The 15216-nt window shown below is 72.3% G+C and carries 9 protein-coding genes; all 9 read right to left on the bottom strand.

The annotated features are described in order from the left end of the window. Positions 1-53 precede the first annotated feature (53 nt). The 9 genes from ACZ7LE_RS13355 to ACZ7LE_RS13395 all read right to left on the bottom strand — a co-directional run bounded on the left by ACZ7LE_RS13355 (position 54) and on the right by ACZ7LE_RS13395 (position 15216). On the bottom strand, positions 54-2486 hold the full coding sequence (locus ACZ7LE_RS13355) for a purple acid phosphatase family protein (RefSeq protein ID WP_470403754.1): 2433 nt from the start codon (positions 2484-2486) through the stop codon (positions 54-56). Between the two features lie 161 nt (positions 2487-2647). After that, positions 2648-3919 carry a HupE/UreJ family protein gene (locus tag ACZ7LE_RS13360; protein WP_470403755.1) on the bottom strand — a complete coding sequence of 424 codons (1272 nt, stop codon included), beginning with the start codon at positions 3917-3919 and terminating at the stop codon, positions 2648-2650. Positions 3920-4062: 143 nt separating this feature from the next. Continuing rightward, positions 4063-8493: an FtsK/SpoIIIE domain-containing protein gene (locus tag ACZ7LE_RS13365; RefSeq protein WP_470403756.1), complete on the bottom strand. Its 4431-nt coding sequence runs from the start codon at positions 8491-8493 to the stop codon at positions 4063-4065. Position 8494: 1 nt separating this feature from the next. Next, on the bottom strand, positions 8495-10297 hold the full coding sequence (locus ACZ7LE_RS13370) for a discoidin domain-containing protein (protein WP_470403757.1): 1803 nt from the start codon (positions 10295-10297) through the stop codon (positions 8495-8497). Positions 10298-10340: 43 nt separating this feature from the next. Further along, the gene (locus ACZ7LE_RS13375; protein WP_470403758.1) at positions 10341-12035 is read right to left on the bottom strand and encodes a LysM peptidoglycan-binding domain-containing protein; all 1695 of its coding nucleotides are present in this window, start codon (positions 12033-12035) and stop codon (positions 10341-10343) included. A gap of 119 nt (positions 12036-12154) precedes the next feature. Then, positions 12155-12835 (bottom strand): hypothetical protein, encoded by a 681-nt coding sequence (locus tag ACZ7LE_RS13380; protein ID WP_470403759.1) that lies wholly within the window; start codon positions 12833-12835, stop codon positions 12155-12157. Positions 12836-12876: 41 nt separating this feature from the next. Continuing rightward, a complete protein-coding gene (locus ACZ7LE_RS13385) occupies positions 12877-13545 on the bottom strand; it encodes a hypothetical protein (RefSeq protein ID WP_470403760.1) in 669 nt (222 codons plus the stop codon). 60 nt (positions 13546-13605) lie between these two features. Next, positions 13606-14880: a hypothetical protein gene (locus tag ACZ7LE_RS13390; RefSeq protein WP_470403761.1), complete on the bottom strand. Its 1275-nt coding sequence runs from the start codon at positions 14878-14880 to the stop codon at positions 13606-13608. Between the two features lie 54 nt (positions 14881-14934). Beyond that, positions 14935-15216: a hypothetical protein gene (locus tag ACZ7LE_RS13395; RefSeq protein ID WP_470403762.1), complete on the bottom strand. Its 282-nt coding sequence runs from the start codon at positions 15214-15216 to the stop codon at positions 14935-14937.

A 15216-nucleotide genomic window follows, 5' to 3' on the forward strand; every position in this document is an offset into this window, starting at 1 on the left:
CACACGCAGGTCGGCCCGCGCAGGTCAGCCCATGCAGGTCAGCCCCGCTTCGGTCAGCTCAGCGCGGTGAGCGTGAGCGTGGCCCGGTAGGTCCCGTCGGTGACGTCGACGGGGATCTTCAGGTCGAGGTCGGCGCCGAAGAGCGCCGAACCCGTGGTGTGCCCGGCCGCGGCGCGGCCGAGGGTCGCGGACTGGGACAGGCCCGGTCCGCCGTTGAGCCCGGTCGCGACCTGCGCGCCGGCGACGGAGCCGCCACCCGCCTCGATCACGTCTGGGGTCCAGCCGAGGTACTTGCCGGAGAACGACTGGTCACCGGAGGTGAAGTCGCCCACCTGGGCCGAGAGCGACCACTGCGGGCCGCCGCGGCGCGTGTCGGTCACCCGGATCGGGTTGATCGAACCCTCGGCGGCGTAGTGGTCGCCGGCGGCCTCGGCGGTGCCGAGGTCGACCAGCGTGTTGGCGCCGTCGATGCTCCAGACGAACTCGCCCGGGGCGCCCTGCGGCACCACGACCTGGAGCTTCTGGGTGTTCGGGTCGACCGGCTTGGCGATGGTCACCTGGTCCACGACCGAGTTCACGGGGCGGTCGGCGTCCTTGGCCTCGGAGCGGATGGTGCGCACCGAGATGGCGTCGTCGGACACCTCAACGGCGGTGTAGTTGCGCACGTTCTCCTGGTTGAAGGCCGAGAGCCACCATGAGCCGGCCGCGTTCGCCGAGTAGTACTTCGAGCCGGACGCCGAGTTGGCCGTCACGTACAGGACGCCGCCGGGACCCGGGGTGAGCACGTCGGCGCCCGCCTCCTCGGCGGGGTCGGCCTTCTCACCGTTCCGGATCAGGTACGAGCGGGCGTAGCTGTGGTCGTGGCCCTGGAGCACCAGGTCGATGCCGAGCTCGGAGAAGAGCGTGGGCCACGTGTTGCGGCGGTCGATCACGTCGCTGTCGGTGGCGTGCGGGCCCACCGAGTAGATCGAGTGGTGGAACGACACGACCTTCCACTTCGCCTCGTCGCCGTGCTCCGCGACGACGTCGCGCACGAACCGCTCGTGCGAGGCGTAGTCCCGGCTGTTGGAGTTGAGGTTGAGGAAGAGCACGTCGTTGTAGACGAACCAGTAGTCGCCGCCCGAGCTCGTGCCCGATCCGGGGCCGGCCGTCTCGTCGAGGTTCGGCGTGTTGAAGTGCTGGCGGTACGCCTTGTTGCCGACGTCGTGGTTGCCGTTGTTCGCCACGAACGGGATCTGGCGGAGGTGGTCGGTCGACAGGAAGGCCTCGTACTGCGCCTCGCTGCTCGCCGACTCCACCTGGTCACCGGCCGAGAAGAGCATCTCGGCGTCCGGGTAGGCAGCCGTGGCGACGTCGAGCGTGTCGACCCAGCCCTCGGTGTCGCGCGGCACGTTGCCGGACGAGCCGAGCTGCGGGTCGCCGAAGAACAGGAAGTCGAAGTCGCCGTCGAAGTCCTGCGTGCGGAACGTGGACACCGCCGACCAGGAGCCATCGGTACCGACCCGGTAGGAGTACGCGGTGTTCTCCTGGAGCCCCGTGAACGTCGCGTGGCGGTAGAACTCACCGCTCGAAGACGGCCCGCCCGTGGCGGCGACGCTGGTCGCGTCGGCCGGGAAGACACCGTCCACGACCTCGCCCGCGGGCGCGATCTGGGCGACCTGCTCGGTGTCCTGGTCCGAGTACCAGGCGAGGTTGCGCTCGGCCTGGGTCGCACCGATGCCGAGCACGAGGTCGGTCACCGCGGTGGTCGGCTCCTCCTCGGGTACCTCGACGGGGACCAGCGACTTGAGGTCGAGGTACACGTCGGAGCTGCTCGCCCGGTCGTTGTAGAGGCCGATCGCCAGCGTGTTGACGCCGGCCTGGAGCACGTCGGCCGGCACGCTGAACTGCTGGTTCACCGGGTTCCCGGCGCTGGCGCCGGCGTAGGTGAGGTTCTTCTGCGCGTCGGGGACGGCCTCGACGCGCTCGTCGACGAAGCCGGCCACCTTGGTGCCGTTGACGAAGATCTGCACGGCATCGTCGAACGTCACGTCGCCGCGCAGCGACGCGATCTGGCCGAGCTGGTCCGCCGTGACGTCGAACGTGGTGCGCAGGTGGTACGTGGGGATCGCGACCTTGGTCGCCGCGGCCGGGTCCACGTAGTGGTCGAGCACCGTGGTCACGGGGAAGCCGGAACCGAGGTCCGGCGTCGCCGAGCCGTTCTTCGCGCCGAACCGCCCGGTGGCGCGCTGCCAGCCCGCGTCGTCGAACCCGGCGTAGGTCCAGGTGAGCCGGTCGCTGCTGCCCGCGGCCGGGTCGGTGTTGTCGTCCGAGTACGCCCAGGTGGTCGTGCCGCCCAGGAACGTCGAGGGCAGGTCTGCTGCGCCCGCGGACGTCGCGGCGTAGGTCAGGCCGCCGGCGACGACGGAGACGAGCCCCACCGCCGCGACGGCTGAACGACCCCAGCCGCGCACGGACGCGGCCGGGCGATGGTCATTCGCTTGCATGAGTCCTCCAGTGAAGGGAGCGCCGAGCGGCGCCGAGCCGACACTTGCCCCGGGAGACGAATCGGTGCCGACGCCGGGATGAGCGACAGATGAACATGCGGGGCGGCGGCGGGTGATCTTTCGTCCGACGGCGCGACGGCGCAGGTCAACAGGTCAACAGGTCAACCCAGCCCGAGCAGCCGCTGGCCGAACCAGAACAGGCCGACGACCGTCACCCCGGCCGCGACCACGGCGCCCGTCCACAGCGCGGTGCGCGGCGCCCGGCGCCGCAACAGGATCAGCAGCGGGAAGACGACGGCGATGATCCCGAGCTGGACCACCTCGATGCCCACGTTGAACACGAGGAGCGACCACAGCAGCGTCCACGAGAACGGCTCGTCGATGCCGAGGGCCCCCGCGAACCCGAGGCCGTGGACCAGGCCGAAGGCGAAGACGACGGCGAGCCGGAACCAGTCGGCCCGTTCGAGCTGAAGCCGCCCGGCACGGGCCGGCTCCAGCACGCCCTCCTGCCCCAGGACCCCGGTATGCGGCGGTGCCGCGCGTCCCCGCCACATCCCCCAGACGTGCCACGCCGCCACCACCGCGATCGACAGCGCGATGACCGGCTCGACCACGGCCGACGGCGCGCTGACCACACCGAGCGCGGCCAACAGGAACGTCACCGAGTGCGCCAGCGTGAACGACGTCGCGGCGAGCACGACGTCCCGCAGCCGGCGCGAGCCCACGATGAGCGCGAGCAGGAACAGCAGGTGGTCCGGGCCGAGCAGCAGGTGCTCCGCGCCCAGCACGAAGAAGTGACCCATGCGCTCGTACCAGTGCTCGACCGTCGAGAAGGACGGCGTGTGCTGGGTGAGCGCCGCGCTGCCGGCGGCGCCGTCGAGCTCGTAGTCGAGGATCGTCGTGGTGCCCGTGACGTAGCCCTCGTCGTCGGCGAAGAGCGTGCTGCGCACCTCGTAGTCGACGAGCTCGCCCGGCGCACCGGCACCGCCGGACACAGCCCCGGAGGACACAGCCCCGCAGTCGTGGTCGAGCACCAGCACCGCGTACGGCACGCCCTCGCGGTCGGTGATCTCGAAGTCGCCGACCTGCGCCGGGGCGCACGCGACGCCGTCGGCCGTCACCTGGAAGCGGTCGGTGACGTAGCCGAGCACGGTGTCGGCGTGGGCGGCGAGCGCCGTCGGCTCCTCGCCGGTCTCCCAGAGCGCCATGCCCTCGTCGAAGAAGGCGCGGTCGTCCTGGTTCTCGGCGGCGGAGACGACGAGCAGGTCGTACTCCAGGCCGAGCTCGGTGCGCACGACGCCCGGCTCGGGGGTCGAGGTGTCGGCGTAGACGGTGGACGTGAAGCCGTGCGCGCCCGCCGAGGGGGCGAGCGCGGGCAGGGTGATGAGGGCGAGCAGCGCGGAGGCTGCCGCGACAGTCAGAGAGCGACGCACGGGCGGCACCCTCCACCACCGGGATGAACGGCCCGCGAACGCCCGGCGAACCATTCCCGGCCACCAAGACCAGCGAGCCGGGACCGGTCACCCGGTCCCGGCTCGCTAAAGCCCACTGCAGCCCGCTACAGCGACACCACCGGCTACAGCGTCGGCACCAGCATCGTCATCAGCTCGCCCGACCCCAGGTGCACCAGCGCCTTGCCCGGCGTCACCTGCGTCGACACGGCCGAGCGGGGCAGGCTCGCCCCGACGAGGTCGCCGTCGAACCGGTCCTGCGGGCTGAGCAGGGCGCCACGCCGGCTCTTCTTGACGTCGACCTGCCAGCCGGAGAACCCGCTGGCCACCTCGGAGGCGTCGCCGCCGAGGATCAGGCCGCGCCGGTTGTCGGCGGCCGTGCGCAGGTACGCACGCAGCCAGGTCTTGGCGGGGACGTCGGCCACGAGCTCGCCGTCGTCCACGACCAGCACGACCGGCTCGCCATCGGGGTCGAGGTGCGGCGCCAGCTCCTCCTCGGTGATCTCCGTACCGGTCAGGACGGCGCGGACGCCGTCGCGACCCTCGAAGTCGCGCAGGACGCTCGGGCGCGGCGCCAGGATCACCACCTGGGTGCCGCCGCGGAGCAGCGACTCCGTCATGACGGCCAGCATGGTGGACCGGCCCGACTTGGACGGACCGCCCACCAGGAACGCGGGCGCGTCCCCGGCGAGGTCCATGCCGAACGCGGTCAGGTCGTCGCCGCCGACGCCGAGCAGCGCCCACATCGGCCGGGCCGCCTCGGGGCCCACGTACTGGTAGGCGGCGTCGACAGTGATCGTCGAGGGCAGGTCGTCCACCCGGAAGGGGCCGGTGCCGGGCACCACGTCCTCCCGCTCACGGATCGTGGCGGCCATGAGCCGCGCGGCGCTGGTCTGCGCGCGGCCGGACGGGTCGTCGCCGAGGATTGCCACCTGCACCTCGAGCCCGCTGCCCGACCGGAACGCCCGGCCCGGCAGGATCTCCTCGGGCAGCTTCTTGTGGTCGATGCCCACCATGCCGTAGTCGAACTTGTCGGTGAGCCGCAGCACCATCGCGTCGTCGGTCAGCACGCTCATCCGGCTGGAGAGCAGGCTGCGGTCGCCGGACACGAGCAGGTGGATGCCCGCGCTCGCGCCGTCGCGCAGGAGCTCCTGGACGGTCTCGACCAGCTTGCCGCTGTCGACCTCGCCGTAGGTGCTCATGAAGCTCTCCCAGCGGTCGATCAGCACGAGCACGCGCGGCAGGCGGGTGCCCGGCTCGGCGAGCTCACGCTGCTCGGTGACGCTGGCGAAGTTGCCGGCGGCGAGCACCTGCTGGCGTCGCCCGAGCTCGGCCTGCAGGCGGGTGAGCAGGCGCGTGGCCCGCTCGGTCTGCCCGCGCTGCACGACGGCGCCCGTGTGCGGCAGCTCGTTGAGCACCGTCAGCGCGCCGTTGCCGCAGTCGATCGCGTACAGGTGCAGGTCGGCCACCGACATCTGGCTGGCCGCGGCGAAGGCGCTGGTGCGCAGCACCGTCGACCGGCCGCTGCCCGGTGCGCCCACGACGTACCGGTGCCCGAACTCGTCCAGGTCGATCAGGGCGGGACCCTGCCGCTGGTCGGACGGCGAGTCCTCCAGCGCCCAGGCGAACTGCGACGGCGCGCTGACCTGCACCAGGTCGTCGAACGGCAGCAGGTCCGGCAGCGCGGGCAGCCACGGTCGCCGCGGCTCGTCCCAGCCGCCCACGCGCGCCGTCTCGCGCAGCGTCTCGACCAGCGCCGCGAGGTCGGTCTCGACGTCCTCGCTCCGCTTGGCCCGGGGACGGGCGGGCGCCGGGGCTCCGAGGTCGGTCACGGGGATCCGCGCGACGAACGGCGCCTCGATCTGTCCGACGTCGGACAGCGACAGGCGCCGTCCACCCACGCGGGCCGACTGGAACGGGACCAGGGACGAGTGCCCGAGCCGGGCGTAGGCGCGGCCGGGCTGCGACTTGGCGATCTCCGCGGCCTCGTTCGCGTCGATGACGTCCTTGGACTCGCTCTTGTCCGTCATCCGCAGCGCGATGCGCAGGTTCGTGTTGGCCCGGATCTCCGGGGAGATGACGCCGGACGGGCGCTGCGTGGCGAGGATGAGGTGGATGCCGAGCGACCGGCCTCGCTGGGCGATGTTGACGAGACCCGTGACGAAGTCGGGCAGCTCGCGCACCATCGACGCGAACTCGTCGATGACGATCATCAGGCGCGGCAGGATGGGGCCGACGTACCCGCGGCTCTGGGCGTCGAGGTAGTCCTCCAGGTCCTTCGCGCCCGCGGCGGCCAGCACGTGCTCCCGGAAGGTGAGCTCGGCGCGGAGCGAGTCGAGCGCGCGCTCCACAAGGTGGGTGTCGAGGTCCGTGACCATGCCGACCGTGTGCGGGAGCTGCTCGCACTGGCTGAACGCCGCGCCGCCCTTGTAGTCGACGAGCACGAAGTTCATGGTCTCCGGCGTGTTCACCACGGCGAGCGAGGCGACGACGGTCTGCAGGAACTCGGACTTGCCGGAACCGGTCGTACCGCCGACCAGCGCGTGCGGCCCGTCGCGCACCATGTCGAGCACGAACGGCCCGTCCAGGGAGACACCGACGACGGCAGCCGTGCTGCCCTTGCCGCCGTTGGAGATCATCCGCCAGCGGGCCACCATCTGCTCGGCGTCGACCTCCTCGATGTCGAGCACCTCCACCAGGCGCGCCGAGTCGGGGATCAGGCCCTCGCCCTCGCTGGCGGTCACGTCGTGGACGGCGGCGACGGCGCGGGCCACCTGCTCGTACCAGTCGTCCTTCACCTCGTCGACCAGGATGGTGCGCAGGTCGTCGGCGTCCTGCCGGCTCAGCGTCATGCCGCCGTCCACGCGGGCGAGCGCCACGACCGTGCACTCCTCCGGCAGCATCTGCTCGTCGCCGTCCAGGCAGACGACGCTCACGCCGACACCGGGGCCGTCGCGCAGGATGGACACGACACCGGGCAGGGCGCGCAGGCGGCGGGCGCCGTCGAGCACCACCACGACCTGCGGGCCCGACATGGCCTTGCCGCCGGCCCCCTCCATGGCGGCCCGGCGCTGCGTGATCAGGGAGTTCACCTCGGCGACGCGGGCGGCGAGCGTGTCCGTCGTCGTACCGATCAGGGCGACGGCCTCCTGGCCGAACGCCGGGCGGGCGTGCGGCAGCCAGGCCGCCCAGGCCCAGTCCTGCACGTGCTCGGAGCTGGTCAGCACGTAGACCTGCACGTCACGCGGGCTCTGCAGCACCCCGAGCTGACCCACCATCCACTGCGCACGGCGGCGCGGCCAGTCCCCCGGGCCGGCCAGGCCGACCACGCCGGCCTCCTTGAGGGACACCGTGACCGGGACGGACCGCATCGTCGCGCGGGTCTTGCGGCGGTGCTCCGGCTCGGCGCTGTCCTCGACCTCGACCCGGCTGGTGGCGTCGGCGAGCCCGAGCCGGACCGTCAGGTGGTCGCTGTCCGTGCTGCGGCGCTCCCACAGGCGGCGCGTCGGCGTGGTGGCGATGAGCCGCAGCTCGGCGGCACCGGGGCTGGAGACCCGGCGCCGGTGCTGCTCGCGCCGCACCGCCTCCAGCACCTCCTCCTCCAGCGCCGCCCGCTCCTCGGCGTGCTGCTTGAGGCGCTCCTTGTGCGTGATCGTGCCGTTGCGCTTGGACATCCACCAGTTGCCCCAGCCCATCAGCGGCGAGGCCAGGGCGAACATCAGGTAGAACGGCGACTTGAACACGATCGCCATCACGATGCCCAGCACCGCGGGCATCGCCATGCCGAGCCACGGCAGCGGGTTCCGGGCGGGAGCCACCGGCTCGCTCGGCAGCCGGAAGTGCGTGGGCGGCATCGGCGGCAGCAGCCGCGGCGGCCGGTTGTAGTCCAGGTGCCCGGGCTCGGTGGCAGGCCGCAGGTCGGCGTCCGGCCGGGTGGCGGGCTGGACCGTCAGCACGCTCGGGCCGATCCGCAGCTGGGTGCCCGCGGGCCACGCCTCGTCCGTCTCGCCCAGCGGCTCTTCCAACCGGTCCAGATGGACCAGCCGGCCGGCCGAGCGCGGGTCCGGCACGCGCCGCACCCGCACCGCGCCGTCCAGCCCCACGACGACGGCGACGGCGGCGAGCCCGCCCTCGCGCGGCTCGTCGACCCGGACCCGGCCGTCGGGACCCACCTGCAGGATCGACTCGCCGACACCCAGGCGGACGACGGCGCCGCTGCCCGTGCCGCCCGTGACGCACAGGTCGACGGGACCGCCCGAGCCGGCACTCCCGATCCCCGGCTCGGCGAACGAGACGACGGCGCCGTCCCGGATCCCCGAGTCGGCGACGAGCAGCTCGGCGTCCGGGCCGGTGGCGACGGCGTCGCCGTGCACGGACCGGTCCTGGACGCCGTGACCCTGGACGGCCCGGCCGTCCACGTACATGGTGCTGCCCCGCGGCGCGCCCACCTCGGCGGCCAGCCGCTCCGCCAGGTCCGCCGCCTTGGTGCGCTCGTCCAGGTCCAGGGACAGGAGCGTCTCGCGCGCGCCGTGGCGCACGGTGATCAGAGCGTGCATGTCATTCGCCTCCCCGCCGCACGGCGGTCTGCTCGTCGAAGCGCACGTCGGGCAGGAACCCGCTGCGCAACCAACCGTCGTCGCCCGCGGTGAACCGCCACTTCGCGGACGGGGCCTGGCCGAGGACGATCACCACCCAGGTGAACTCCGTGCTCGCGAACCGGGCCGCGAGCAGGTCCTGCTGCGCCGCCGACGGCGCCTGCGACAGGACCAGCACGCCGCCGTCGCCCACCTCCAGCTCGGGCAGCACCTGCTCGATCCCCGCCAGGTGCTCCACCTGCTCCGGTCGGGGCAGGCCGTTGCCCACCATGACCACGCGCGGGTCGTTCGACCACGGGTTGCCCGTCAGCTCGCCCAGCCAGCGGCGCAGCACCTCGTGCCGCACCCGGGTGGGACCGTCCAGGCTGATCACGCCGCGGGCCACGGAGAAGTCCACAAGCACCCGGCCCGTCTCCCCCATGCCCAGGTTGACCAGCCGCGAGAACCGGGTGGTCGGGCTCTCCGACGCCGCCCCGGACTGCAGCTTCGCCAGCGGCGCGGACCAGCTCTGCCCGTCCTCGCTGACCTGCCACGGCGCCGGCGCCGGGGAGGCCGGGTTCGTCAGGCGCAGCCGCAGGGCACTGCCCTCGATGAACACCCCGGTCGTGCCCGGCACCTCCAGGCCGTCGCGCTCGCAGGCCGCCATCAGCACCCGCAGCGCCCGGTCGACGGTCCACGCCGCCGAGGTGTCGGTGCGCAGCAGGCTGTCGTCGAACGGCTCGTGCCGCTTGCGCCGCCGCACCAGCCAGAACGGCACCAGCCCCAGGATCGCGACGAGCACCAGCCCGCCGACGATCAGCAGGGTCGGGATGACGGGCACGGAGAAGCCCGCGTCCTCCGCCCCGGCCACGTCGCTGGTCGCCGCCGGGGTCGGGGTCGGCTCGAGCGAGGGTGCGGCCGACGGCGAGGGGGACGGACCCTCGTACCCCGGAAGCGGGCCGAACTTCAGGCCCTTGCCCTGTGCGTCCTTCGGCATCCGGAGCACCCAGCCGGGCGTCAGGGTCCTCGGGTCGGTGAGGTACTCACCGTCGGGCTGGCGGTGTCCCTCGGTGAGCGCGGCGATCTCCGGCCAGCGCTCCCGGTCGCCCAGGAAGCGCTCGGCGATGTCGTTGAGCTTCTCCACGTTGTCGTCGGGCGTCGCCTTGACCACGTAGTACAGGACCGATCCCGGCGGACCGCTGCGGCTCGGCAGGGGGGTCGGCGTGGGCGACGGGGTCGGCGTTACCTCCACCTGCTGCGTCACGGTCGGCTCGGGGTCCGGCGCCTTCGGGGTCGGCGTCGGCGACGGCTTGGGCGGCGGGTCGCCGTAGACGCGCATCTCCCAGATGGAGTTGCCCGCCGTGCCGACGCGCGCCCCGGAGTACATCCGCACGTAGCGGCCCTGGCCGACCATGTTGAGCACGTCGTTGCCGCCGTCGCCAGCTTGGATCGAGGCCGCCTCCCAGGTCTCGCCGTCGTTCGACAGCTCGATCCGGTAGTCCGTGGAGTAGGAGACCTCCCAGTCGATCTCGACCCGGCGCACGGTCGTGGACCGCCCCAGGTCGATCCGGAGCCACTGCGGGTCGCTGAACGCGCTCGACCACCGGGTGTTCGGGTTGCCGTCCACCGCCTGGCGCGCGGGGAACTCGGGCTTCTCCAGCGACGACGCGACGGCCGGCTTGCCCTGCGAGAGCAGCACCGGGTCCTCCTGCGCCGGGGCGGCCGTCGGGAGGACGGTGCCGACGAGCGCGACGAGCGCGCCGATCGCGACGAGCAGAGCGGTCACCAGGGTCGTCGCCGGAGAGCGGCGCGCGACCCCTGTCAGTCGTTCACTCACCGGCCCGACGCACCGCCGTCTGCTCCGTGTAGCGGACGTCGGGCAGGAAACCGCTGCGCAGCCAGCCGTCGTCGCCGGCGGTGATCCGCCACTTCGCCGACGTCGACTCGCCGAGCACGATGACCACCCAGGCGAAGCGGGGGTCGGCGAACCGGGCGGCCAGCAGGTCCTGCTGCGCCACCGACGGCGCCTGCGACAGCACGAGCACGCCGCCGGCGGTCGCGTCGAGCTCCGGGATCACCTGCTCGATCGCCGCCAGGTGCTCCACCTGCTCCGGCTGCGGCAGGCCGTTGCCGACCATGACCACGCGCGGGTCGTTCGACCACGGGTTGCCCGTCAGCTCGCCCAGCCAGCGGCGCAGCACCTCGTGCCGCGCGCGGGTGGGACCGTCCAGGCTGATCACACCGCGGGCACGGGCGAAGTCGACCAGCACCCGGCCGGTCTCGGCCACGCCGATCGTGACCAGCCGCGAGAACTGCGCGGTCGAGGCCTCGCTGGCGGGCGCCGCCTGCAGCCGCGCCAGCGGGGCCGACCAGCTCTGGCCGTCCTCGTTCGCCACCCACGGCTCGGACGCCGGGGAGACCGGGCCGGCCAGTCGCAGCCGCATCGCGCCGCCCTCGATGAAGACGCCGGTGACGCCCGGCACCTCGACGCCGTCGCGCTCGCACGACGCGAGCAGCACCCGCAGGGCGCGGTCCACCATCCACGACGCCGACGTGTCGGTGCGCAGCAGGCTGTCGTCGAAGGGCTCCGCGCGGCCGGAGCGCGAGCGGCGCACCGCGTAGACCACGAGGAGCACGAGGGCCGCCGCGACCACGGCGAGGCCGATGCCGATCAGCACGGGCTCCAGCCCGGATCCGCCGGTGGACTGCTCGTCCGAGCCGGCCGAGCCGGCCGGCGCGGTCGCCTCGGTCGGGGCGTTCGCCTCGGGCGCCGCGCTCGGGCCCGGGAGCGGGCCGTTCTGCAGGCCCTCGCCCTTCGCGTCCTCCGGCATCTGGAGCACCCAGCCCACCGTCACGACCGCCGGGTCGGTGAGCTTGCCGCCGTCAGGCTGGACGCGGCCCTTGTTCAGCTCGAAGATCTCCGTGTGCCGCTCGCCGTCGCCCAGGAACCGCTCGGCGATCATGTAGAGGTACTCGGGTTCGCCCTCGGGCGTCTCCGCGATCACGTAGTACGGGACCGACGGCGCGGCCGACGCCTCGGGCGCGGCGCTCGCCTCGCCGGCGCCTTCCGCCGGCCCGGTCGGCAGCACGCCGACCTCGACGCCCTCGCCCTCGGCGTCGGCGGGCAGCTCCAGGACCCAGCCCGGGAGCAGGACGGTCTCGTCGACCATGGCGTTGCCGTCAGGCTGCGTGCGGCCCTTGTTCAGCTCGAAGATCTCGTCGTACCGGTTGCCGTCGCCGAGGAGGCGCTGCGCGATGTCGAACAGGAACTCCTGCTGACCCTCCGGCTTGGCCGGGACCACGTAGTACTTGACCTTCTCGCCGTCCTTCGTCTGCGCGGCGAGCCTGTCCGTGGCGAGGATCGTGTGCGCGGCGGGGCCGGCGTGGACGGCGGTGTGGGCGGCGCCCACGAGAACGGGACCCGTGGTGGCCGCCTGGGCGGCGGCCGCGAGAGGAACCGTGACCGCGGTCGTGAACAAGGCCGCCGCTGCGAGGGCAGCGGCTATGCGGGGTGCGTGCTGCACAGTTGCTCCGTCTTCAGATGTGTCGCGCTCCAGGTGAGTCGCGTCAGTCAGGGTGGTGCGCCGGGTGGTTCAGATCCGGGTGGTACAGGCCGGGTGGTGCAGGAGGCTCGGAGGTTCGCTCAGGCCGAGCCGGGAACGCTGCGTTCCGGAAGCTTCAGGGGGTTGGTGCCGGGACCGGCCCAGCGGAAGGTCGTCATCACGGCGTCGAAGAAGAGCACCATCGCCTCGGCCAGGCGCTCCGTGTTCTCGCTGTTCCAGATCGTGGTGAAGGACATCACGAGCCACTCGCCGTCGGCCTCGTCCCGGGACACCGCGTACAGCACCTGCCGGGTCGACAGCTCCAGGTCCTCGTTCTTGACGCCGTGCTCGGTGTGCACCACGCGGACGCCGGGGCGGCCGTCGAGCTCGACGAGCTCACTCTCCTCGTACCCGTCGCCCAGGATGCTGGTGACGATCCGTGTCGGGTCCGTACCGACGTCGCTGACCACCTCGATCTCCGCGATCGAGCCCGGGACGATCACGCCCTCCATGGGTTCGGTCGGCAGGTAGACCGCGCCGGTGCCGGCGTCGCGCGCCTGGCCCAGGGTCTTGTGCAGCTCGTCCCGCAGCATGTGGCGGAACGGCTCGGCCTTGTCGCGGGGCAGCGAGTCCGGCAGGGAGCGGGCGACGACCTGCTCGACCGCCTCGTCCAGCTCGCGCTGGCGGCCCTCGCCCGTCGGGAACCGGGCCCAGCCGGGCGGCAGGAGCATCACCCAGGCGTCGGTCGGCTTGCCCGGCTCGTTCACGGGGCTCTCGTTCACAGGGCTCTCGCTCCTGGGATTCTCGCTCACGGGGTTCTCGCTCACGGCTCGCTCCGGATGATCTTGACGGCCGGCAGGAGGCCGACGAGCGTCTCGAGGATCGTGGGGACCAGCACGAGGTCCTGGCTGCGCCAGATCAGGGCGGTGTCGACCACGCCCTCCGGGTGCTCGGTACGCCGACCGACGGCAACGGTCACCCACGCACCGCCCGCCTCGTCGATGTCCACCCGGGTGACCTGGATGCCGTCGCCGTCGGGCAGCTCGGGGTACTCGATGCTGGGCGGGTTCACCGGGTTGCCGCCGGTCGCGCCCAGCACCGTCATGAGTGCGTCGTCCGACTCCGCCGGGTCCATCATGCCGACGGTGACGAGCACGGGCACCGGTCCGCGGTCCATCAGGCCGAGGCCCGCGATCGCGCGGGCTCCCTCGGTGGCCGCCTCGTCGGCGAACGCCACCAGGCTCGCGACCGTCTGGGTCAGGGAGCCGCGCACGAGCTCCACGTGCTCGGCGCGCCCGGCTTGCTCAGCGTCGGGCTGGGCCGCCGGATCGTCCGCGTCCTGCGGCAGGAAGGACGTGAGCAGCAGCTCGACGGCCTCGCTCTGCCACGCACCGACCGTCTCGGCGGGCTCCGTGACCGTGGAGGGCACGACCAACCAGCCCGCCGGGGTCTCGATGGTCCAGGTCCAGTCCTGGACGCCGACACCGCTCATGCCGGCCCCCTACCTCTCGTCGCACACGGCGAAGTCGCAAACAATGGATCGGCTCCTGGCTCAGGTGGTGAGGTGGTTGTACTCGTAGTCGGTCTCGCCGGTCCAGTCCCCGCGCCTGTCCTCGCCGGGGAAGCTCGTCGGCGGCACGGCGCCCCACAGACCGCTGATGAGGCCCGACAGCATGGCGCCCGGGCCGGCCACGTAGACCCACGGCTTGATCGTGATCTTCGCGCCCCAGAGCCCGAGCAGGCTGAGCTCCTTGAGCCCGCCGAGGCCGATCGCGCCGCTGGCCGACCAGGACTTGATCGGGGACACGATGGAGGCCCAGCCCGGGAGCTTGTTCGTGATCATGATCGAGATCTTCTGCAGCGGCAGCGGCTTGATGATGAACCCGCCCAGGGTGCCGATGAACGTGCTCGAACCGCCCTTGCCGGCGAGCACCGCTCCCTGTGCCGCCTTCACCGACGCCGTGATCGACTTCGCGACGACCATGCCGACGCCGGCCGCCGCGACACCGATGACGCCGAGGATGACGCCCATCCAGCTCGCCTCGCCCTGGGCCGCCAGCACGATCGAGGCGACCAGGCTCACGACGCCGACGATCAGGCCGGCCAGCGCCAGCGCGCCCACGCCGGGCAGGAGGATGGCGAGCACGGCGAGAGCCATGCCGATGTAGCCGAGGATCTCGACCAGCCCCTTGAGGAACTTGTTGAACCCGTGCACGAAGGCTTCCCAGCCGCTGTGCTTGAGCCCGTCGTCGCCCCAGTTCTCCTTGATCTTGGCGGCGGCCCGCTCGGCCGCGGAGTCGAGAGCGGCCATCGCGTTGACCGCGATCGTCTTGGCCGCCGCGAGATCGCCCTTCGCGCCCTCGATCTTGTTCGACCGGTTCTGCGACTCCTGCTTCTGCTGCTCGGTGAGCGGTGGCGCGTCGTCCGGCCGGTTCTCGTTCACCGGGTCGGGCATGCCCTCGGCGCCCTTCTGCGCAGCGGCCGCGTCCTGGGCCTTCGCCAGGGCCCTGCCGGTCTCCGAGCGTGCGGTCTCCAGCGCCGGCCGGTAGCCCTCCAGGGCTGCCCGGACGTCGTCGTACCGACCCGCGGCGGCGGCGAGGTGCTCGTGGCTCTCCTCCGCGCGCCCGCGCATCGCGTCGGCCGCCTCGCCCTTGAGCAGGGTCTCGTCGCCGTCGCCGATCTTCTTGAGGAGCGCCGCCTGCGTGGTCATCATCTGGGCGATGTCCTTGTAGTGCTTGATCACCGCATCCAGCCCGGACGCCTCGGCCGGCACAGGGTCGTCGTCGTAGTCCAGCAGATGCCACTCACCCACGCGGGCGGCGCTCATCCAGTCTCCTCATGTCGCGCTGACAATGTGTACTCGGGTAGTGCCTGCTCGGCCCTACTCGGGCGTCAGCGACTTCTCCAGCTCGATCTCGGTGTCGTTCCAGGTCTCGGCGGCTTTCTCCATCTTGCCCTGGAGGTCCTTGAGGTTTTCCTGGAGCTTCTCCCGCTTGACCCACCAGCTGCCGACGAAGTCACCCATGGCGTTCTTCACCGTCCTGTGACCCCAGAGATCGCCGTCGTCCCAGAGCTCTTTCATGTTCTCGAGCTCGTGGACGACCGACTTGAGCTGCTCGGCAGCGTCGTCGACGGCGACCGAGGTGACGATCAGGTCAGGCAC

It is taken from the genome of Promicromonospora sp. NPDC110617 (assembly GCF_055598465.1).

Bases quoted from the DNA above. Each gene is read 5' to 3' on its own strand.
- ACZ7LE_RS13355 (WP_470403754.1), bottom strand. From the start codon at position 2,486: ATGCAAGCGAATGACCATCGCCCGGCCGCGTCCGTGCGCGGCTGGGGT.
- ACZ7LE_RS13365 (WP_470403756.1), bottom strand. From the start codon at position 8,493: ATGCACGCTCTGATCACCGTGCGCCACGGCGCGCGCGAGACGCTCCTG.
- ACZ7LE_RS13385 (WP_470403760.1), bottom strand. From the start codon at position 13,545: ATGAGCGGTGTCGGCGTCCAGGACTGGACCTGGACCATCGAGACCCCG.
- ACZ7LE_RS13390 (WP_470403761.1), bottom strand. From the start codon at position 14,880: ATGAGCGCCGCCCGCGTGGGTGAGTGGCATCTGCTGGACTACGACGAC.